15 protein-coding genes are annotated in these 21,642 nt (G+C 44.4%); 8 read left to right on the top strand and 7 right to left on the bottom strand.

Translation table 11 applies throughout. The features are described 5' to 3' along the window. Window positions 1–306 precede the first annotated feature (306 nt). From GKS34_RS07555 to GKS34_RS07545, 3 genes are all read left to right on the top strand, one after another. Complete coding sequence (locus GKS34_RS07555) at window positions 307–786, top strand: response regulator (RefSeq protein WP_163384189.1); 480 nt, start codon at window positions 307–309, stop codon at window positions 784–786. Between the two features lie 66 nt (window positions 787–852). Then, on the top strand, window positions 853–4,344 hold the full coding sequence (locus tag GKS34_RS07550) for a chemotaxis protein CheB (RefSeq protein WP_163384188.1): 3,492 nt from the start codon (window positions 853–855) through the stop codon (window positions 4,342–4,344). An 18-nt stretch (window positions 4,345–4,362) separates the two neighbouring features. Then, window positions 4,363–4,809: a response regulator gene (locus tag GKS34_RS07545; protein ID WP_163384187.1), complete on the top strand. Its 447-nt coding sequence runs from the start codon at window positions 4,363–4,365 to the stop codon at window positions 4,807–4,809. 43 nt (window positions 4,810–4,852) lie between these two features. Here the strand turns inward: GKS34_RS07545 and GKS34_RS23595 are convergent, their stop codons facing one another. Further along, complete coding sequence (locus GKS34_RS23595; protein ID WP_262888552.1) at window positions 4,853–4,981, bottom strand: hypothetical protein; 129 nt, start codon at window positions 4,979–4,981, stop codon at window positions 4,853–4,855. 576 nt (window positions 4,982–5,557) lie between these two features. On the opposite strand from GKS34_RS23595, the gene GKS34_RS07540 reads away from it, so the two are divergent. Then, window positions 5,558–7,213: a proton-conducting transporter transmembrane domain-containing protein gene (locus tag GKS34_RS07540; protein WP_163384186.1), complete on the top strand. Its 1,656-nt coding sequence runs from the start codon at window positions 5,558–5,560 to the stop codon at window positions 7,211–7,213. A gap of 51 nt (window positions 7,214–7,264) precedes the next feature. Further along, window positions 7,265–9,748 (top strand): YbcC family protein, encoded by a 2,484-nt coding sequence (locus GKS34_RS07535; RefSeq protein ID WP_240459224.1) that lies wholly within the window; start codon window positions 7,265–7,267, stop codon window positions 9,746–9,748. A gap of 427 nt (window positions 9,749–10,175) precedes the next feature. On the opposite strand, the gene katG is transcribed toward GKS34_RS07535, so the two are convergent. The 3 genes from katG to GKS34_RS07520 all read right to left on the bottom strand — a co-directional run bounded on the left by katG (window position 10,176) and on the right by GKS34_RS07520 (window position 16,185). After that, complete coding sequence (katG, locus tag GKS34_RS07530) at window positions 10,176–12,419, bottom strand: catalase/peroxidase HPI (protein WP_163384185.1); 2,244 nt, start codon at window positions 12,417–12,419, stop codon at window positions 10,176–10,178. A gap of 357 nt (window positions 12,420–12,776) precedes the next feature. Beyond that, window positions 12,777–15,170: a ribonucleoside-diphosphate reductase subunit alpha gene (locus GKS34_RS07525; protein ID WP_163384184.1), complete on the bottom strand. Its 2,394-nt coding sequence runs from the start codon at window positions 15,168–15,170 to the stop codon at window positions 12,777–12,779. 31 nt (window positions 15,171–15,201) lie between these two features. Next, window positions 15,202–16,185, bottom strand: coding sequence for a ribonucleotide-diphosphate reductase subunit beta (locus GKS34_RS07520; RefSeq protein WP_163384183.1), 984 nt, complete (start codon window positions 16,183–16,185; stop codon window positions 15,202–15,204). Window positions 16,186–16,774: 589 nt separating this feature from the next. Between GKS34_RS07520 and rplU the strand changes: the two genes are divergently transcribed. The 3 genes from rplU to hpf all read left to right on the top strand — a co-directional run bounded on the left by rplU (window position 16,775) and on the right by hpf (window position 17,832). Next, window positions 16,775–17,086, top strand: coding sequence for a 50S ribosomal protein L21 (gene rplU, locus GKS34_RS07515; protein ID WP_163384182.1), 312 nt, complete (start codon window positions 16,775–16,777; stop codon window positions 17,084–17,086). A 34-nt stretch (window positions 17,087–17,120) separates the two neighbouring features. Next, a complete protein-coding gene (gene rpmA / locus GKS34_RS07510; protein WP_163384181.1) occupies window positions 17,121–17,381 on the top strand; it encodes a 50S ribosomal protein L27 in 261 nt (86 codons plus the stop codon). Between the two features lie 142 nt (window positions 17,382–17,523). Continuing rightward, entirely contained in the window at window positions 17,524–17,832 is a 309-nt protein-coding gene (hpf, locus tag GKS34_RS07505; protein ID WP_163384180.1) for a ribosome hibernation-promoting factor, HPF/YfiA family, read from the top strand. 21 nt (window positions 17,833–17,853) lie between these two features. Here the strand turns inward: hpf and GKS34_RS07500 are convergent, their stop codons facing one another. Genes GKS34_RS07500 through rnr form a run of 3 tightly spaced genes read right to left on the bottom strand, consistent with a single transcriptional unit; the run spans window position 17,854 to window position 21,630 of the window. After that, window positions 17,854–18,483 carry a rhomboid family intramembrane serine protease gene (locus GKS34_RS07500; RefSeq protein ID WP_163384179.1) on the bottom strand — a complete coding sequence of 210 codons (630 nt, stop codon included), beginning with the start codon at window positions 18,481–18,483 and terminating at the stop codon, window positions 17,854–17,856. Between the two features lie 5 nt (window positions 18,484–18,488). After that, on the bottom strand, window positions 18,489–19,475 hold the full coding sequence (locus GKS34_RS07495; protein ID WP_163384178.1) for a polyprenyl synthetase family protein: 987 nt from the start codon (window positions 19,473–19,475) through the stop codon (window positions 18,489–18,491). Continuing rightward, complete coding sequence (gene rnr / locus GKS34_RS07490; protein WP_163384177.1) at window positions 19,465–21,630, bottom strand: ribonuclease R; 2,166 nt, start codon at window positions 21,628–21,630, stop codon at window positions 19,465–19,467. The genes GKS34_RS07495 and rnr overlap by 11 nt, the downstream gene beginning before the upstream one ends. Window positions 21,631–21,642: the final 12 nt, after the last annotated feature.

Below are 21,642 nucleotides of genomic sequence, written 5' to 3'. Positions count from 1 at the left end.
CATACCATCGAATCATTAAACCATTAACTCCCAGTCCCTACGTCTCCACTCCCCAAAACCTCTGAGCCCTTTGTGGTTTCTTTGCGCTCTCTGTGACTGAATTATTATTACCTCATCTCCCTATCTAACAGCAGCACCTCGCCAGGATGAGTTTAAAACATCAGCCGTCCATTTCTCGGGTTTTTTTCTGAAAAATTTACCAGCTAAAGCATGTTTATTCACACTTTTTGCTCAAAAAATCGCTTCAATTAAACGTAATTGCTTAAATTATAGCAATTGCATCCTAACATTCCTAAAATCGATAAAATGATTTCAAAAAACATCAACATCCTTCTTGCCGATGACGACCCATCCGATTGCCTTCTTTTTAAAGAAGCCTTGGATGAGCTGCCGGTAACGGCAAGTCTCACCATGGTGCAAAATGGGGAGCAGGTGATAGAAGAGCTTACCAAAAAAGGAAAGGAGCTGCCCGACGTGCTGTTTTTGGATATTAACATGCCGCGAAAAAGTGGCTTTGCAACCTTAGGAGAAATAAAACGCAACACCGGGCTGCAGAAACTCCCGGTTATAATGTTTTCCACTTCTTCGGATCTGGAATCGGTTAAGAAGGTTTTTAGAGATGCAGCTCACTATTATATCTGCAAGCCGGTCGAATTTTCACAGTGGAAAAAAGTGATTTACGAAGCGCTAACCCTGGTAATGAATAAAGACAATCCCTTGCCGCTCCAGGAAAATTTTATGATTACAGGTGCTTCTGTAATAATTCCAGATAACACAAAAAATTAAGCAAAAGGTAACACATGTCAGCGAGAGAAAGCTCGCTTTCAATACTATGATATTACCTGAATGACAATGAAAAAGAGCCAATCAAAATCCACCCGGTCCAAACCTCTTCCTGCATCCAAAAACCATTTTCCAATTGTTGCCATAGGTGCATCTGCAGGAGGTTTGGAAGCAATGACAGAGTTGTTACAATACCTGCCCGCAGACACCGGCATGGCTTTCATTTACGTGCAGCACCTAAGTCCAGATCACAAAAGCATGTTAACTGAAATTTTGTCCAAGAAGACAAAAATGAAGGTGCAGGAGATTGATGACATGGATAAAATAAAACCCGATAATGTTTTCATCATTCCCTACAACAAAGGGATTGAAGTAACAGATGGGCGCATAGCATTAATCCCAAGATCCGAAAACAGTACGGCCATTTCTATTGATATTCTCTTCTCATCACTTGCCCAGTCGCAAAAGGAAAGAGTGATCGGCATTATCCTTTCTGGTAGCGCTAGCGACGGCACCGCCGGTATAAAAGATATAAAGCAGGAAGGCGGATTAACGTTCGCGCAAGACGACTCTGCAAAATTCACGAGTATGCCTCACTCTGCCATTGCAGCAGGAGTGGTTGACTTTATTTTAACGCCAAAAGAAATTGCACAAGAACTGACGCGACTCAGCAAGCACCCGTTTGTAAAACACAGGGGTGACCAACCGATTAGCGAAAAGGTGATTGAGAATGACAATCCGGACTTAAAAGTGATTCTCACTCAATTATACAAAGCTACAGGTATTGATTTCGGTGAGTATAAAATGAATACCATCAAAAGGCGCATCGTCCGCAGAATGTTGTTATACAAACTAACAGACCTCAAGGAATATGCGGACCTGCTTTCCAAAGAAAACAAAGAGACGGATATTCTTTACCAGGATTTGCTTATTAATGTAACCAGTTTTTTTCGCGATACCGACACTAATAAATATTTACAAAGTGACCTTTTTCCAGAATTACTGGAAAGGAAGAAAAGAGGTGAGTCGCTTCGCATATGGGTGCCAGCCTGCGCAACAGGTGAGGAAGTTTATTCCATTGCGATGATGTTGCTTGAGATTAGAGAAAGTCAATCTTCCAATATACCCATTCAGATTTTTGCGACGGACCTCAGTGTAGAGGCCATTGGTAAAGCCCGTATTGGTGCTTACACCAAGCAGGAATTAGAAACCGTTTCTCCAAAGCGCATTCAGCGTTTCTTCACAAAAGCAGAAGGTAGTTTCCGCGTGAACAAAGTCGTGCGCGATATGTGTGTGTTCGCTCCGCACAATGTGTTGCGCGACCCGCCATTTTCGCGCCTTGATTTTATCAGCTGCCGCAACCTCCTTATTTATTTTGATTCCGCCGCACAGAAAAAAGCGATCAACACGTTTCATTACGCTTTAAACAGCGACGGGTTTTTGATGCTTGGCAGATCGGAAACCATCAGTCACTCAACCCATCTTTTTTCCCCCTACAACGAGAAGTATAAAATTTTTTCGCGCAAAAAGAATTCAGGCTCGAGCAGGTTGCCTGAGCTTTCCCCGCGCATTACGCATAGCGACGTATCTGAAAAAAAAACTCCTTCGGCCAATCGGGAAAAATTTCAGGTCAATATTTCTGTTTCTCAACGGGAGCTGGACGATGCTATTGACGACATGCTTGTTTCGGAATTCATGCCCGCAAGCGTCGTAATCAATCACCACATGGAAATTCTTCAGTTTCGCGGGAACACCGATTTATTCCTGACGCATCCTAAAGGCAAAGCCACTTTTAATGTTTTAAAAATGGCCCGACCTGAAATTTCTTTTGAATTGCGTACGGCCATTTCCACAGTCATTAAATCGGAAAACCGCATTCGCAAAACTGGAATTGAATTGAAAGTAGATTCGGGAGTGAAAGTGATCAGTTTTGAAGTAGTTCCGCTTGACATCGAATGGGACGAGCCTTTGATCCTTATTCTTTTCACCGAACACGAACAGTCAGAACTTTATTTGAAGCAAGCCAATAGCGAAAAAGACAATTCGCCAGCAAAAGACAGAAGGATCAAAAAATTAGAACAGCAATTGGCTGCAGCGCGTGCTGATGCGCTTTCTGTCTCACAAGAGCAGGAGGCATTTACCGAGGAATTGCAAAGTGCGCATGAAGAAGTGGTTTCGAGCAATGAGGAGCTGCAAACAGTGAATGAAGAATTGGAAACTTCAAAGGAAGAAATAGAATCTACCAACGAAGAACTCATTACCACCAATCAGGAGTTGCAAACACGCATTGACCTGCTCAATGAATCGTACGAATATTCCAATGCCATTGTCTCTACCATGCACGATCCCTTGCTGGTTTTAGGGAGAGACCTTCGGGTAAAATCTGCGAATAAGGCATTCTACAAAATGTTCGACGTGACCGAAGAGGAAACAGAAGGAGTACCTTTATATGAACTGGGTAACAAACAGTGGAACATTCCCGAACTGCGCAAACTGCTTGAAAAGATTATTCCTAATAACGCTGAATTCCATAATTTCGAAGTGAAGCATACCTTTCTGGACATAGGCGAAAAAATAATGTCACTCAATGCAAGCCGTGTTGTCCAGAAAACCCATCGTGAAGACTTAATCCTTCTCATTATCTCTGACATTACCGAAGTAAGGCGCCTGATAGTAGAAAAGGAACAGCGGGATAAAGAATTTCTCAAAAAGGAAATTCGGGATCGAAAGGAAGAAAAATTGAGATTGGAACAAGCCGTTGATAAAAGAACGGAGGAGCTAAAAGAAGCCAATGAATCCCTTGATAGCAGAAACAAAGAGCTGCTGAACTTGAACAAAGAACTGGAAGCATTTGCCTATGTTTCCAGTCACGATTTGCAGGAACCTCTCCGTAAAGTACAAACCTTTGCTGGAATCATTTTAGAAAAAGAGGAGGGGTCTTTATCTGATAAGGGAAAAAAATATTTCCACCTTATCCAGCAGGAAATAGAAAGAATGCGGCAACTCATTCAGGATTTACTTGCCTTTTCAGGTATCAGCGCTGGCGAACGAAAATTTGAATACACCAATCTCAATAAAATCATAGAAGAAGTAAAAAAGGAATTTAAAGAGGTAATTGATGAAAAAAATGCCGTTATAGAAGTGAATGAAATGCACGAAGTGTATATAATCCCCTTCCAGTTTCGCCAGCTCATGCACAACCTTATTGGTAACGCACTCAAGTATTCCAGTCCAAATCGATCCCCTCACATAAAAATAACGAGCAGGATTGTAGATAAAGAAAAATTAAGTGTGGAGGAGCTTTTACCTGACAAAGAATATTGCCAAATCACATTTAGCGACAATGGCATCGGCTTTGAGCAACGTTTCAGCACCAAAATATTTGAAGTATTACAAAAGCTCCACGGCAAAGATGAATATGCCGGTACAGGCATCGGACTTGCCATCGTAAAAAAAGTAGTTGACAATCACAATGGTATCATTACCGCAACAAGCGAACTCAATAAAGGTGCTACTTTCAATATTTACCTGCCTACTAGCCAGGAAGGAATTACTGGGTAACAATAAAAGTAAATCAACGTGGAAAACGAACCATTACATAATCTTCTTGCCGATGATGATGAAAACGATCGTCTTATTTTTAAAGAAGCTTTCGCTGAATTAAAAATCAAAACGGTTGTTGGTACGGTAAATGACGGAATACAACTCATGGAAAGACTCCATGATAGTACGATTCCTTTACCAGACCTCCTATTCCTTGATCTCAACATGCCACGCAAAAATGGATTGGAATGTTTGAAAGAAATCAGAGGCAATGAAAAACTAAAAGAGATTTCCATAGCTATTTATTCAACATCGGATAATAAAAAGGATTTGGAAGAAACTTTCCTTAATGGTGCGAATATCTACGTAATCAAACCCAATAGTTTTAACAGGCTCAAAATGGCATTAGAAAAAGCGTTAATGACGACCTATCACTATCAAGACAAGGAAATGAATAGGGAAAATTTTTTACTACTGGTTTAAATACTAGAAAGGACGGCAATTCGAAGGGTACGAATAAGTGTAATTAAAGACTATCCACAATATCGTGGAGCTTCTCGGCCGTAATTGGTTTAAATGTAAAATCTGAAACTTCATTGATGGATTTTGCTCGGGCCACATCGTCTGGTGAAATAGAGGAGAAACAGATGTACATGGTGATATTTTTTGATTTGAGTTTCAAAACCAACAACTATTTTTTCAAGGCAATTGTCCAGGTATAGTTTATCTGCAGCAATGCCTGTATCCTGTTTGACCTGTATGGATTCTACCAATTCGTTGAACACTTCCATTAGGTGATTTACAATCAAATCCTGGATGCCTCCAATAGCTGCTGAAAACTATTTGGAATTTAGGCAAAAAATTAACCATCCTCTTACTCACCTATAGAACGAATAGGGTTTCACGAAAACTCAGGGAGGGTTTAGCGGTGTTTCTTCCCGGTGGCGAGTGCCGCTTTATTTATTGTAATACCGTGCCTGGAAATTTGAACGCTATCAAATCTATATTAAAGAAGGAATTAGGTCAAGTTCATATTGGGCTTTCGCAAGAATCCGGAAAGAACCTGTACGGGTAAATAAGCAAATACATAAAAAATATTTATGGGTTTCATACTAAATCAAAATGAAAACTTATGTAAAATTTTTTTAAAATTTGTACCTGCAATCAATTGCTAAGGAAGATAGCATGGCCTATCAACATGCTTAATTGAATTCATTTAAAAAAACCATTTATGACAGAAAACTTTCTAACCTTACTTGCCACGCTCTCTCCTGCTGTGTTTGTCGCAACCGCCGTAGCCTCGTGGTTTCAGCCAGGATGTAAGCCAAAACAAATCATCGCCATAAGCAAAACCGCAACGATAGTTAGCATATTAGTCGTTGTTTTGAGTAGTATTTATGTAACAAAGCACGGCCTGTTAGAATCCGGGTTATTAGGCATTAGCGGGATTGGTTTCAGTATTCGCCTGGATGCACTGAGCATACTTATGTTGGGGATGATCGCGCTCCTGGGTTTTATTATTATCAAATTCAGTAGTAATTACCTGGATGGTGATCAAAGACAGGGGGCATTTATTGGAAAGCTCGCTGCCACCATCGCTTCAGTACAGTTGCTGGTAATTTCAGGGAACATCGGTTTGCTATTTGTTTCCTGGGTTTTGACCAGTATTTCGCTGCACCGTTTGTTGGTTTTTTACCACGAAAGACCGGGTGCGCAAGTTGCCGCAAAAAAGAAATTCATTTTGGCCAGGTTGGGAGATGGCTGCTTATTGGTAGCCATTGCCTTTCTCTACAACCAATTCGGTTCCGGGAACCTAGAGGTGATTTTCTCGGCTATAAAAGGGGGATTATCCGCAGAAAGCAGCTCCCTTCCCCTGGAACTTTCAGCCTTGTTTTTAGCCCTGGCAGCAATCCTAAAATCTGCCCAATTCCCAACTCATGGTTGGTTGATTGAGGTGATGGAAACGCCCACCCCCGTATCCGCCTTGTTGCATGCAGGCCTGCTTAATGCGGGCCCCTTCCTGATTATCCGCATGGCTTTTGTAATGGATGCCAGTACGGTGGCTCCCATTTTGTTGTTGAGCCTGGGAGGATTTACGGCACTCTTCGCTTCCGTGGCTTACCTGACACAAACGTCCATCAAAACTGCTTTGGGGTATTCAAGTGTCGGCCATATGGGTTTTAGTTTAATGGTTTGTGGATTGGGTGTATACCCGGCGGCCACGCTGCATCTGGTAGCACACTCCTTTTATAAAGCGCATGCCTTTCTTTCTTCCGGAAGTGTGATTGATCTGGTACGCGCATCAAAGGTAGCAGATCAGGCTCAAACACTTAGCCCAATAAAAGTGGCATCTGGAATTGCAATGGCCCTTCTATTATACACCGGCTTCGCACTGCTTTGGGGGATCGATCCGCAGAGAGAACTGTCTCTTTTGTTTATCGGTGCCGTTATCGTCATGGGGTTATCCCGGATTTTTACAGCAGCGATTGCCCGCTCATGGAACCCGCGACTGATGGCTCGGGCAGTACTTCTGGCGTTGACGGTTACTGCGGCCTTTTTTGCGCTGGAATCTGGGACCCACCTGCTGCTTGGCTCGCAAGTTCCGGAGCTAACGGTCCCGGGATTAGGCAAAATTCTATTAGTAAGCGTTATTTTACTGGGATTCGGGCTGATTGTTTTCATGCAGATCATTGCGCCACAGCTCTCCAAAAAACCATACTATCAGGAGCTGGCCGTTCATGTTCGAAACGGGTTTTACGCCAATGCATGCTTTGACAGGTTGATACAGGCCTTAACCATTTTATCTCCAGAAAGCAGGCAAGAATTGGTTGTTACTGCACCCACAAATTCCCATTCGGGATCAGGGCTGACAAAAAGAAAAAAATAACGGCTCCCAAAAACCTTTAGAAATTTTAGAGAAAAACGAATTGTTGATTTTATGAAAATGGAAGATCAAGTTTTAGTACGACCTAAGGAAATAAACAAAACCACGCTTGTAGACACACTTCGCAAAGCCTGTAAAAAAATTGCACCTGTTTGGCCCTTGGAAAATTTTGTGGCCGTGAACCCTTACCTCGGACTTACCGACCAGAATTTTGAGACAGTGGCCCAGCAGTTGGCTACTGTGGGCGGTATTCAAATGACCTTACCGGTATCTTTTTACAGGAATAAAATCAAGGAAGGAAAAATTACGCCAAAGGACCTGAAGGCAGCATTCGAAAAGAAATTTATCTATGAAGCAGATGTAGACGTATTTATTAATCAGTTGGAAAATAGGAGCGACGCTGAACAAAAAGGTGCTGCCATCGCTTCCGTGAGCGACGTAGCCATGCAGGTTTCGAAACAAGACTGGACTCGTTTTGTAACGGGCAGAATTTCAACCTGGGCGGCATCCTATTTTGACAATGACCAGGCTATTTGGAAGGCAGCAAATCAACAAGCCGGGGTTTTTGAATCCTGGAAAGCAGAGGCCGAAGTGGATTTAACGAGCGAAATCACAGGATTGAAGGGCTTTAGGAAAACGGTAAAAGTTTTACCGAATCATCCACTGAAGGCAGCTCAAAAAGCCTTGGATATACTTGCGATCCCGGAAGAAGCCCTGCCCACCTACTTGCATCGGTTGCTCTTGGGGGTAGGTGGCTGGTCGGCTTATGCCGCGCGATTGGACTGGGACAACGAATTGTATGGCAAAAAAGGAGGAGCGTCCATCGAGTTTCTGGCGGTTCTTATTTGCTGGGAAGCCTGTTTGCTTCAATGCCTGGACGGGCAGCAACTTCGGTCCCTTTGGTTGAAGGCGAAAAATGAACTTTTGGTAGCAAGTGGGAATACCGAAATAAGCCAGGAGCTATCTGAAAAGCTGGTCTTACAAGAGGCATTCGATTTAGCTGTTCAACGAGAAATCATCGAAAAATTTCAGGGTTCTAAAACCAATCCACCTCAAAAACCAGATCGGCCAAAGGCACAGGCCATTTTCTGTATCGACGTGCGCTCAGAAGTTTATCGAAGAAATTTGGAACAAGTAGACCGGAGAATAGAAACCATTGGGTTTGCCGGATTTTTTGCTTTCCCTATTCATTTTGTCCCTATTGCCCATAATAAAGGAGAGGCACAGTGCCCGGTGCTCATACCAGCAGGTCCCACCATCCTGGAAGAAATTCCAGATAAGGTGGCCAATAAGTCCGCGTATAACAAACGCGTCCTTGGCCATCAGGTATCGGAGGTTTGGAAATCCTTTAAATCCGGAGCCGTGACTTGTTTCAGTTTTGTGAGCCCCATGGGTTTGTCCTACCTCCCAAAACTCTTCACCGACTCGTTTGGACTCACGCGCCCTGTTCCTCATCCCGATCAGGCCGGATTGGACGCCAAGGTGTCGAAGCAAAAAGGTATTTCGCTGAATGTGGCCAATCATCACCGTGAAACAGTGGGCATACCGCTGGATCTACAGGTTGAAATGGCTAAAAATGCATTGAATGCCATGTCGCTTACCGAAAATTTCGCTGGTTTCGTGTTGATTGTAGGTCATGGGTCTACCACTGTCAACAACCCCCATGCCACCGGACTTGATTGTGGCGCTTGCGGAGGTCGTTCCGGAGAGGCCAATGCCAAAGTAGCCGCGGCTGTATTGAATGCCAAAGCAGTGCGTAAGCAATTAAAGGACGAAGGTATCGCTATTCCGGAGGATACGGTATTTTTGGCCTGCCTGCACGATACGACCACGGACACAATCCGCATCTATAACGAACAAGAGGTACCTGCTACGCAATCGGAAGCACTAGCAGACCTTAAAAGTTCTTTGGCAAAAGCAGGAAAGACCGCCCGCGCAGAAAGATCCTTGAGAATGGCCATCCATAAAAATGAAGACAAGGCGATCATCGCCCGTAGTAAGGACTGGTCGCAGGTCCGACCGGAATGGGGATTGGCGGGTTGTTCCGCCTTTGTGGTGGCTCCGCGTGAGCGAACAAAAAACCTGAACTTTAGCGGCCAATCTTTCTTACATTCTTATCAGTGGAAAAAGGACAAGGGATTTTCGATTCTTGAATTGATTATGACCGCCCCCATGGTGGTGACAAGCTGGATTAACCTTCAATATTATGGATCGACGGTTGATAACAAGAATTTTGGATCCGGAAACAAAACCTTACATAACGTAACCTCCGGGCTAGGCGTGCTGGAAGGGTATTCCGGAGACTTACGGGTAGGATTGCCCATGCAGTCGGTGCACGATGGCGAAAACTACCAACACGAACCGCTAAGGCTCAATGTGATTATCGAAGCACCCATTGATGCCATGAATGCCATCATAGAAAGGCATCGGTCAGTAAAAGATCTGTGCGACAACGGGTGGATTTACCTGCTTGCCATGGATGAGCATGGTGAAGTTGCCTATCGGTACGTAGGAAATTTACATTGGGAAGCACTTTAGATTCGTTGGTGAATAAAGAAATTGATAAGGTTTTGACGCTTGACTCAATCGTTAATAGGGACGGTGAAAAAGTTAAAAAACTGGATTCGCTACTAAATAAAGCTTCGTCAAAAATGGATTCGATTTCAAGCGAGAAGCTGAGACTTTTGGAAAAAATCATCCAATAAAAAAGAGTAGGTTCTCTTTATTTCGGTAGTTGAAGATGATTCTATTGACCTTTATGCCTGCTCTTTAAACCAACCTTTTTCAGGCTGAAATGGATAAATACAGACAGGGAACGCAATATGAAGAGGGGCTGGGTTTTTGTTACAAGATTTAGCCCGCTGCTCTCATGATGCGGCAGGCGGATAAGGGCAAAGGTATACAACAAATAAAGGTGACCTGATAGCAAGTCACCTTATTTGTTGAATTTGGTATGGAAAGACGGTTATTTTTTCAGGTCAAAACGGTCCAGGTTCATGACCTTATCCCAGGCTGCTACAAAATCCTGAACAAACTTTTCCTTACCATCACTACAACCGTACACCTCTGAAATAGCCCTTAATTCAGAATTGGATCCAAAAATAAGGTCCGCACGGGTGCCGGTCCATTTGCGTTCCCCGGTTTTGCGATCCCTACCTTCGAATACCTTGTCCGAATCGTCCAGGGCTTTCCAACTTGTTGCCATGTCCAATAGGTTGACAAAGAAATCATTGGTAAGTACGCCGGGTTGTTGCGTGAATATTCCGTGTCTGGACTGATCAAAATTCGTGTTCAGTACGCGCATACCGCCAACAAGGGCGGTCATTTCCGGAGCGGTCAGTGTCATCAACTGCGATCGATCCACCAGCATTTCTTCCGCCGCTACCTGATGTTGGGCATCCTGGTAGTTGCGGAAGCCATCGGCTGCCGGTTCCAGAATCGCAAACGCTTCTACATCGGTCTGCTCCAGGGAAGCATCTGTACGACCGGGTGTAAATGGAACAGTCAGGTCATGTCCCGCATCTTTGGCTGCTTTTTCGATTGCGGCGCATCCACCCAGGACGATCAGATCGGCAAGGGAGACTTTTTTATTTCCGGACTGAGATCCGTTAAAGGTTTCCTGAATACCTTCCAGCTTATTCAGGACCCTTGCGAGCTGTGTCGGGTTATTGACTTCCCAGTCTTTTTGGGGCGCCAGTCGGATTCTTGCCCCATTGGCACCGCCTCGTTTGTCTGACCCCCGGAAGGTGGAGGCAGAGGCCCAGGCAGTACCCACCAGTTCCGAAACCGAAAGACCGGTATCCAGAATTCTTTTTTTCAAATTGGCAATATCGCTGCTATCAATCAATTCATGATCCACCTCAGGTACGGGATCTTGCCAGATAAGGTCTTCCTGGGGTACCTCGGGGCCCAAATAGCGGGCACGTGGTCCCATATCCCTATGGGTAAGTTTGAACCAAGCCTTGGAAAAAGCATCGGCAAATTCATCTGGATTCTCCAAGAAGTTCCGAGAGATTTTTTCGTATTCCGGATCCATGCGCAGGGCCAGATCAGTTGTCAGCATAAACGGGGCGTGGCTTTTGGAAGGATCGTGTGGATCCGGCACGGTTCCGGCACCGGCACCGTCTTTTGGACGCCATTGATTAGCTCCGGCGGGGCTTTTGAATAATTCCCATTCGAAGCCAAAGAGGTTTTCAAAGAAATTGTTACTCCATTTGGTAGGCGTGGTGGTCCAGGCTCCTTCCAGGCCACTGGTAATGGTGTTGTTACCATTTCCAGATCCCAGAGTGGTTTTCCAGCCCAGTCCCATTTCTTCAATGCCTGCTCCCGCAGGCTCGGGTCCGACGTATTCGGTAGGGTCTCCTGCACCATGGGTTTTTCCAAAGGTGTGCCCACCGGCAATCAATGCTACGGTCTCGTAATCATTCATGGCCATCCTTCCGAACGTTTCACGAATGTCTCTGGCTGCCGCTACCGGATCCGGATGACCATTAGGCCCTTCGGGATTCACGTATATAAGCCCCATCTGTACGGCTCCCAGTGGGTTTTCCAGCTCCCTGTCACCGCTGTACCGTTTGTCTCCCAACCATTCGGTCTCGGACCCCCAGTACACATCTTCCTCAGGCTCCCAGATATCTTCCCTTCCACCCCCATAACCAAAGGTTTCTAGCCCCATGGATTCCAGCGCAACGTTTCCTGCCAGAATCATTAGATCTGCCCAGGAAAGCTTTCTTCCATATTTTTGCTTGACAGGCCAGAGTAGTAGGCGGGCTTTATCCAGATTGGCATTGTCGGGCCAACTGTTAAGTGGAGCAAATCGTTGAGATCCGGTGCCACCCCCTCCGCGGCCATCTGAAATCCGGTAGGTACCTGCACTGTGCCAGGCCATTCGGATGATAAAAGGTCCGTAATGTCCGTAGTCAGCAGGCCACCAGTCCTGAGAGGTGGTCAGCACTTGGTGTAAATCCTTTTTCACCTCCGCGAGGTCAAGGGAGTTAAATTCCTCCGCATAATTAAACTTCTCTCCCATGGGATTGGAAAGGGAAGAATGCTGCCGAAGAATGTTTAATTTTAATTGGTTAGGCCACCAGTCCCGGTTTCTGGTTCCTCCTCCTGCACTCTGCTTGAGGGCTCCTCCATGAAAGGGGCATTTCGCCACGCTCTCATTGAAATCTGATAGTTTTGCATTTGGGTTTGTGTTGTTTTCCATAACTACGTGTTAAATTTATTTCCTTCTTTGCCTTTCCAAGATACCAAATTTTACATTTATGAAAAATTTATTTCCATTGAAAAAATCTATGGCTCTTACCCAAACTCAATGATGTTTGGTGTCCGGTTTTATCTCTAAATCTAGGGTAAAAAAAAGTTGCACCACAGATTACTCAGATGAGCGCAGAGAAAAATCTGTGGCAATTGGTGTCAATCCGTGGTGAATCAAAAGTTTGCACCACAGACAGGATAGAGTAATAAAGATAGACCCAATAAATAATCTGTGGTGAATCTTTTGTGAATAAAAAAAGCAGCCGCTACGGGGTAACGGCTGCTTTTAAAGGTGTATAGGGGATGATCAACTCCCGCACATTTCACAATCATCCGGATTGTCTAGCGAGCAGGCAATGGCATCCTGGTGCTGTTTTTTAACTTCTGGTTCTGCTGCTGGCTCATGCTTTTTGTCTAGCTGGGATTTGTCCACGGTAAACTGAATGGCACTGCTGGCTGCTTTGGAACGCAGGTAATAAATCCCTGTTTTCAATCCTTTTTTCCAGGCGTAGAAATGCATGGACGTCAATTTTCCGAAGTTGGGTTCCTGTAAGAACAAGTTCATGCTCTGGGACTGGCACACATAGGCTCCCCGGTCGGCAGCCATATCAATGATCACCTTTTGAGAGATCTCCCATACGGTTTTGTACAGGTCTTTGAGGTTCTGCGGAATTTCAGGGAGGTTCTGTACGGATCCATTGGCCCCAATCAGCTTATTTTTCATGTTATCGTTCCAAAGGCCCAGACGAATCAGATCCCTCATCAGGTGCTTGTTTACCACCACAAATTCTCCGGAAAGGGTTCTGCGGGTGTAGATGTTGGAAGTGTACGGTTCAAAACACTCGTTGTTACCCAGTATCTGAGAAGTGGAGGCGGTGGGCATGGGAGCGACTAAGAGCGAGTTTCGTACCCCGTACTTATCCACTTTTTGTTTCAACTCACTCCAGTTCCATCGTCCGGACTTTGGCTTCACTCCCCATAGGTCAAACTGAAACAATCCCTGGGATACGGGAGACCCCTCATAGGTTTCGTAAGTCCCATGGAGTTTTGCCAATTCCATCGAGGTTTCCATGGCGGCAAAATAGATGGTTTCGAAAATATCTTCGTTCAGGCCTTTGGCTTCCTCTGAATCGAACGGCATGCGCAACAGGATAAAGGCATCTGCCAGGCCCTGAATCCCCAGGCCTACGGGACGGTGTCTGAAATTTGATTTTCGGGCCTCTGGCACCGGGTAGTAGTTGACATCGATCACCTTGTTTAGGTTTCGGGTCACCACCTTGGTTACTTCATAGAGCTTTTGATGGTCAAAATGTTTTTTACCATCTTTTGCGGTAGCTACAAATTTGGGCAGGGCAATGGATGCCAGGTTACAAACGGCGACTTCATCCGGAGAGGTGTATTCCATGATTTCGGTACACAGGTTGGATGATTTGATAGTCCCCAGGTTTTTCTGGTTGGATTTTTCATTGGCCGCGTCCTTATACAAGATGTAGGGAGTTCCGGTTTCTATTTGTGATTCGAGGATTTCAAACCAGAGTTCCTGGGCTTTGATGACCTCCCTGGCCCTGCCTTCTTTCTCGTATTTTTCATAAAGTCTTTCAAACTCCTCGCCATGACAATCCGCCAAACCAGGAGCCTCATGTGGGCAAAACAGGGACCAGTTCTCGTTGGCTTCAACCCTTTTCATGAAGAGGTCGGAAATCCAAACGGCATAAAAAAGATCTCTCGCACGAAGTTCTTCCTTACCATGGTTTTTCTTCAGGTCCAGAAAGTCCTTGATATCGGCATGCCAGGGTTCCAGGTAAATGGCAAAGCTTCCTTTTCTCTTACCGCCGCCCTGATCCACATAACGAGCGGTCATGTCAAAATTCCGCAACATGGGGACAATTCCATTGGATACACCATTGGTACCGCGTATGTAGGATCCTTTGGCTCGCACATTATGGATAGATAACCCAATGCCCCCTGCAGACTGGGATATTTTTGCGCACTGCTTCAGGGTATCGTAGATGCCATCGATGCTGTCGTCCTTCATGGTTAATAAAAAGCAGGAAGACAACTGAGGCTTTGGCGTACCGGCATTAAAAAGGGTAGGGGTGGCATGGGTAAACCACTTCTGCGAAAGCAGGTGGTAGGTTTCGATAGCTGCATCGATATCTTCCTTGTGAATACCAATCGAAACGCGCATCAGCATGTGCTGAGGCCTTTCTACTACCTTACCATCCAGTTTGATCAGGTAACTTCTTTCCAGTGTTTTGAAACCAAAAAAATCATAATCAAAGTCGCGGTTGTAATCAATGACTTCATCCAGCTTGGCGGCATGTTTTTTAACAATTCCATAAACATCGGGAGCAACCAGCGCTGCATTCTCGTCGGTTTTGGGATTGATGTAGGTATACAACCTTTTCATGGTATTCGAAAAGGATTGACTGGTGGTTTTGTGCAGGTTGGAAATAGCGATTCTGGCTGCCAGGACAGCGTATTCCGGGTGCTTCACGGTGAGGGAGGCACAAACCTCTGCGGCCAGGTTATCCAGTTCGGTGGTGGTCACCCCGTCATACAGACCGTCGATCACTTTTTTGGCTACTTCTATAGGCTGAATGTACCGGGCATCCAGGCCATAGCATAGGTTTTCTATGCGGGTAGTGATTTTGTCGAATCTGACGGACTCTCTTCTGCCGTCTCTTTTGATTACTAACATACTGATTGGTTATTAAAATGGTTAAAAAGTATCAAAAATCCTCTTCTACGGAAAATTTCCCTGAACCGTTGGCGACGTCTTTGTTTTTCATTACGCCTGCTTTTTGATAATCCCCAACCCTCTTCTCAAAGAAATTGGTTTTTCCTTGTAGGGATATCATGTCCATGAAATCAAATGGATTGGTACTGTTCCAAACTTTTGGACAATCCAATTCCTGTAGCAGCCTGTCGGCTACAAACTCGATGTACTGACACATTAATTCTGCATTCATGCCGATAAGTCTTACCGGCAATGCATCGGTCACGAATTCTTTTTCAATTTCTACCGCATCTTTGATGATGCCAATGATTGTTTCTTCCGGTAAGCGGTTAACAACGTGTTGGGTGTACAGATGACAGGCAAAATCACAATGCAATCCCTCATCTCTTGAAATCAGCTCGTTTGAAAAAGTCAGGCCGGGCATCAGCCCTCTTTTTTTCAGCCAGAAAATAGAACAGAAGGAACCGGAGAAGAAAATACCTTCTACTGCAGCAAAGGCAATCAATCGTTCGTGAAAGTCTCCCTGATCAATCCATCTCAAGGCCCACTCCGCCTTCTTTTTGACGCAATCCAGGTGCTCAATGGCATTAAACAAGCGATCCCGTTCATCTGCACTTTTGATGTAGGTGTCGATAAGTAAGCTGTACGTTTCGCTGTGTATGTTTTCCATGGCTATTTGGAACCCATAGAAGAATTTGGCCTCGGTGTACTGAACCTCAGAGACAAAATTTTCGGCAAGATTTTCATTTACAATTCCGTCACTGGCCGCAAAGAAGGCGAGGACATGAGATATAAAGTGTCTTTCATTATCACTCAGATTTTTCCAGTCATTGAAATCCTGACCCAGATCGATCTCTTCCGCAGTCCAGAAACTCGCCTCTGCTTTTTTGTAATATTCCCAAATGTCATCATGCTGAATGGGAAACAAGACAAAACGGCTGTTATCTCCTTGTTCTAATATTGGTTCTGACTTCATTACTCCAAATGGTTTAATAAATTATTATAAGGTATTTTAATCAATGGCTAAGATGCCTCTCGTTGGCTTTAACTTGGTATGGTTCGTTTTCGTAACAACACCTTAACAAATATGGGTAAGAAAATTCAAAAAGTAAAGCCCAAATCCGTCGTAAAGCTCACTAAACTGACCTATGGTCAAACTACTATAAAAGGCTAAACACCAATAATATAGATTCACATAACTAAATCATAACTTTAATTTATAATGCTTTAAATCGTTGCTACAACTTTTTTGAATTAATTAAAATTAATCTTAGAGCGCCTGAAAAAGACCATTTTTTTGACCTATGGTCAACCTTTTTTCAAATTTGATGATTTTACCGGACTTTCAACTCATTGAAAGCCAAAAGGATAGGATTCATATGTGAATTTTGTAAATTTAAATCCGAAATACATACCGCAAAAAATGCAGGTCTCCTTAATTTGAAAGGGGCTTGCTCGTATATGGAAGAGGTTTGTTAATTAATATGTCACTACTATTTTATGTATCTGCAATTTTTTCTTATATTTGCACCTCAATTTTGATAATTGTAATCTATCAAATCATTATGTACGCAATAGTTAACATTTCCGGTAAGCAGTTCAAAGTAACAAAAGAGCAGCAGATCTTTGCACCCAGAATGCAAGGTGAAGTTGACGCTTCCGTAGAATTCGATCAGGTGCTGTTGGCAGACGACAACGGTACGGTATCGGTAGGCGCACCCCTTTTGGAAGGTGCCAAGGTATCGGGGAAAATCCTCGATCACGTAAAGGGAGACAAAGTGATTGTTTTCAAGAAAAAGCGGAGAAAGGGCTATAAGAAGAAAAACGGCCACCGTCAACAGTATACAAAAATAGTAATAGAAGATATCGTACTTTAAGTATCCGAACAGGAAACTCTAAACAAATAAAATTATGGCACATAAGAAAGGTGTAGGTAGTTCCAGAAACGGAAGAGAATCAGAAAGTAAGCGGCTTGGAGTGAAAAAATTTGGTGGAGAGTCAGTCATTGCTGGCAACATCATTGTCAGACAACGAGGGACAAAGCATCATCCCGGATTGAACGTAGGTTTGGGAAAAGATCATACCTTGTTCGCGCTGACACCCGGTACGGTGGCTTTTGCCAAGAAACACGACGGGAGATCCTACGTGAATGTACTTCCCAGCGAAGCATAATATTCCTTTTGAGGAGTAAATTACATAAGGCCTCTGCTAGAGGTCTTTTTTTGTGTATATGCCCTTCATAAAAGGCATATTCCAGCAATAAACTATTCATTTTATTTCCGGTAATCAGCCGGATTCAAATTTTGTTTCTGTCATGAACTATACTGAAAATTACAGAGGAATCAAGATCGATGTGCAGTCGGTAAACCTTGACATCGATGGCGCGGTGCAGGAAGAAATCAGATCTTCCATTGACAAACTATCCAAGTTTACCCAGGATATCAATGCGGTGGATGTTTACTTCAAAACCGAAGGTCAGGGAGGAACGGCTAAGCATGTAGTTGGCATGCGGGTGGGCATACCCGGTCCTGACGTATTCGCCGAAGATAAGGGAGACCATTGGGTTCCACTATTGAAGGATGTGGTGGATAAATTGGTCCGGCAATTAAAAAAGAGCAAATAATCTGTTTCAAAAAAGCTTCCGTTAGAACAAACGGAAGCTTTTTATTTCCTCCCAAAAGTACAAGGCATTTTGAGGGGAGATCAATACAATGACAGCAATACCGAAAACAGCCCCATAGAAATGTGCATCGTGGTTGATGGCATCGTCTCCCATTTTTCCCTTGTAAAAGGCATACCCTAGAAATAAAAGGCCCAGTATAAATCCAGGGAGACAGAAAATTCCAAAAATACAGATATCAGACAGTGGCATCAACACGATGCTGGCAAAAACGGTAGCAGATGTTCCTCCCGATGCTCCCAGGGCATGATAGGAGGGATTATCCTTTTCTTTGAGATAAGTAGGTATATCAGCCACGATAATGGCCAGTAGGTAAAATCCGATAAATGCAAGGGCACCCATTCCTTGGCCAAATTTATACATCAGGTATTGCTCTACTACATTTCCAAAAAAATAGAAGGTAAACATATTGAAAAGCAGGTGGGTACCGTCTTTATGGATAAAACCGGAAGTTACAAACCGCTCATAGGATTTGTTGCGCTGTATCAGGTAGGGAGTAAATAACTGCTTCTGCAAAAAAGCAGGGTTATTCCATCCATAGTAGGAAACCAGGCATGTGATGGCGATGACAATGATCGTTAAAGATAATTCCATGGTTTTTATTTTTCCCGGTTTGCCAGGTTTCGCGTAAGGTTCCAGAGAAGCTGCAGGCCATCTGGTCTTTGTACCTTTAGGCTGCTGAGCTGGTTAAATCCCTTTTCAAAAAAATCAGTCGTTATTCGTAGGGTGTGCTCACGAATCTTCAGCCGGTCGTAAATAGCCGTAACTGCGCGGACTTTTTCGTCCGGGTCGGGAACCATCGCCTGAATCCAATTCTCTAATTCTATTTTATCGTCCTCCCGGGCCAGCTCCAGAGCTTTGATGAGCAGGTACGTTTTTTTATTGGCCAATATGTCTCCTCCTACTTGTTTTCCAAACTTTTCCTTATCGGCATAAACATCCAGCAGGTCATCTTTTAATTGGAATCCCAGACCTATGTTGACGCCAAAATCATACAGATGCTGCACGTCTTCCTTACTGGCACCGGCCAGCAAGGCTCCCAACTGCAGGGAAAAGCCGATTAATACGGCGGTTTTTAGTCGGATCATATTCAGGTAATCCGATTCTGAGACCTGCTCCACGCCTTCAAAATTCATGTCCAATTGCTGCCCTTCACAGACCTCAGCTGCTGTTTTGCTGAAAAGTTCCAGGCTTTGACGCAAATGTTCAGGCGATACATCCAGCAACAATTCATAGGCTTTAACCAACATGACATCCCCCGAAAGGATTGCAGTATTGGCGTTCCACTTTTCATGGACGGTAGCCATTCCTCTGCGCAAGGGGGCATTATCCATAATGTCATCGTGCATCAGTGTGAAGTTATGAAACACCTCAATGGCGGATGCCGGTGTAAGGATGCGTTGGTAATCCTCTTTATACAATCCATAGGATAGCAAGGCCAGCAGCGGCCGGATTCGCTTGCCACCCAATCCCATTAAATAGTCGATGGGATCGTATAATTCAGGTGGATGGCCCTTTAGTTGGAGGTGTAGAATATGCGCTTCCAGGGAGGCTTTAATTTTCCCCAGTTGTTTTTCATTTACCATCGTTGACAAATTCCAGGTCTATGGTTCTCCGGTCGATGTCGGTTCGGGTAACACGAACCATGACCTTGTCCCCCAGCGTGATGATTTTCTTGTTTTTAGAACCTATAAGACGCATGTTTTTCTCATCAAAATCGTAATAGTCGTCCGTCATGTCCTGTACGCGCACCATTCCTTCGCATTTGGTTTCGGTGATTTCCACGTACACGCCCCATTCGGTGATCCCGGTGATGATTCCCTCATAATCCTTTTCTTCGGCCAGCTTCATGTATTCCACTTGTTTATACTTAATGCTGGCCCTTTCGGCATCGGAAGCCCGTTTTTCCCTCTCAGAAGCGTGAACGCATTTTTCTTCCCAGGCCTGGTTTTCCGGTGGTTTTCCTCCGTCCAGGTAATGTTGCAACAGTCGGTGAACCATCAAATCCGGATAACGCCGGATCGGCGAGGTGAAATGCGTGTAATGCGGGAAAGCAAGCCCAAAATGGAGTTTCGGTTCGGTAGTGTATTTTGCCTTGGCCATGCTTCGGATTGCTAATTGCTCCAATACATTCTGTTCCGGCTTACCAACTATTTCATCCATCAGCTTGTTCAGGCTGTTGGCAACTTTTTTTTCATCACTGAATTTTAGATCATGTCCGAATTTTCGTGCAAAATTGGCAAAGGTGTTGAGCTTCTCCAGATCCGGGTAATCATGTATCCGATAAACAAAGGTACTTTTCCCTTTATTCTTATCGTAAATGAATTGCGCCACGGTTTTGTTTGCCAGTAGCATAAACTCTTCGATCAGCTTGTGTACATCTTTTCGTTCTTTGATCAACAGTCCTACCGGCGTGCCTTTTTCGTCCAGCTTGAATTTTACCTCTACCGTCTCAAAATTAATGGCTCCTTTCCGGAACCTTTCCTTCCTGAGTTTTTTTGCCAGGGTGTTGAGTTTTATCAGTTCATCGGCGAATTCTCCCTTGCCCTCATCCATGTTTTCCTGGGCTTCTTCATAGCTAAACCTTCGGTCGGAATGAATAACCGTGCGTCCTATCCAAAAATCCTTTACCTGCGCTTCATTGTCTATTTCAAAAACACAGGAAAAGGTAAGTTTATCCTCGTTGGGTCGTAGGGAACAAAGCCCGTTGCTCAGCCTTTCGGGCAGCATGGGAATGGTCCTGTCCACCAGGTAAACGGAGGTGGCCCGGTCGTAGGCTTCTTTTTCCATGATGGATTTGGGGGTGACATAGTGACTGACATCAGCAATGTGCACGCCGATTTCCATGTTTCCGTTTTTCAAATACCGGAAAGATATGGCATCGTCAAAATCTTTGGCATCGGCCGGGTCGATGGTAAACGTATCAACCGACCTGAAATCCTTTCTTTTTTCCAGCTCACGAGAGGGAATGCTGTCTGGTATCGCATCAGCTTCTGCAATGGACTCCTCCGGGTATTCAAAAGGCAGTCCAAATTCTGCCATGATGGAATGAATTTCCACCTCGTGATCGCCCGCCTCTCCAAGTACCCGGATGATTTTGCCGGTGGGGCTTTTGTCTCCTTCTTTCCAATCGGTCAGTTTGACGACGACCTTCTGATTATGTTGTGCACCGATCAGGTCTGATTTTTTTACAAAGATATCCTGGTGCATCTTTTTGAAATCCGGGACCACAAAGGCAAACCGTGGTGAAATTTCCACCCTGCCCACAAATTCGTCCCGACTACGTTCCGTGATTTCCAGTACTTTTCCTTCCCGTTTATTTCCTTTGCCTTTGTGGGGCAAAATCATTACACGAACCTTATCGCCATCCAAAGCCGTTTTGAGATCGGCTTCTTTAACCAAAATGTCGTTTTCCTTTTTTTCCTGGTCTTCCGGAATAATGAAAGCAAAGCGGGCATTGACAAAATCTACCTCTCCGATGATGAACTCGGGATCGGCAGCCGAAGAATAAAGGTTCCGGGGACTTTTGGAAATGCTCCCGGCAGCCACCAATTCCTGCAAGGCTTCGTCCAATGATTTTTTGGCGGCAGCGTCCCGCAGGGCCAATTTTTTGATCAGTTGTTTTTCTGCAAATTCCTCTCCGAAATGGCTATCTAAAAATTGCGTTAGTTGGTGTTTTACCTTTGGCAATCCGGTAGGATTCTCCTTTTTGTTTTTGAAGCCTGATTTTTTTCTTCCCATAAAAGTGATTTA

It is taken from the genome of Cyclobacterium jeungdonense, from assembly GCF_010994275.1.
Taxonomy (GTDB): domain Bacteria; phylum Bacteroidota; class Bacteroidia; order Cytophagales; family Cyclobacteriaceae; genus Cyclobacterium; species Cyclobacterium jeungdonense.
This window is presented reverse-complemented; position numbering and strand designations above follow the sequence as displayed.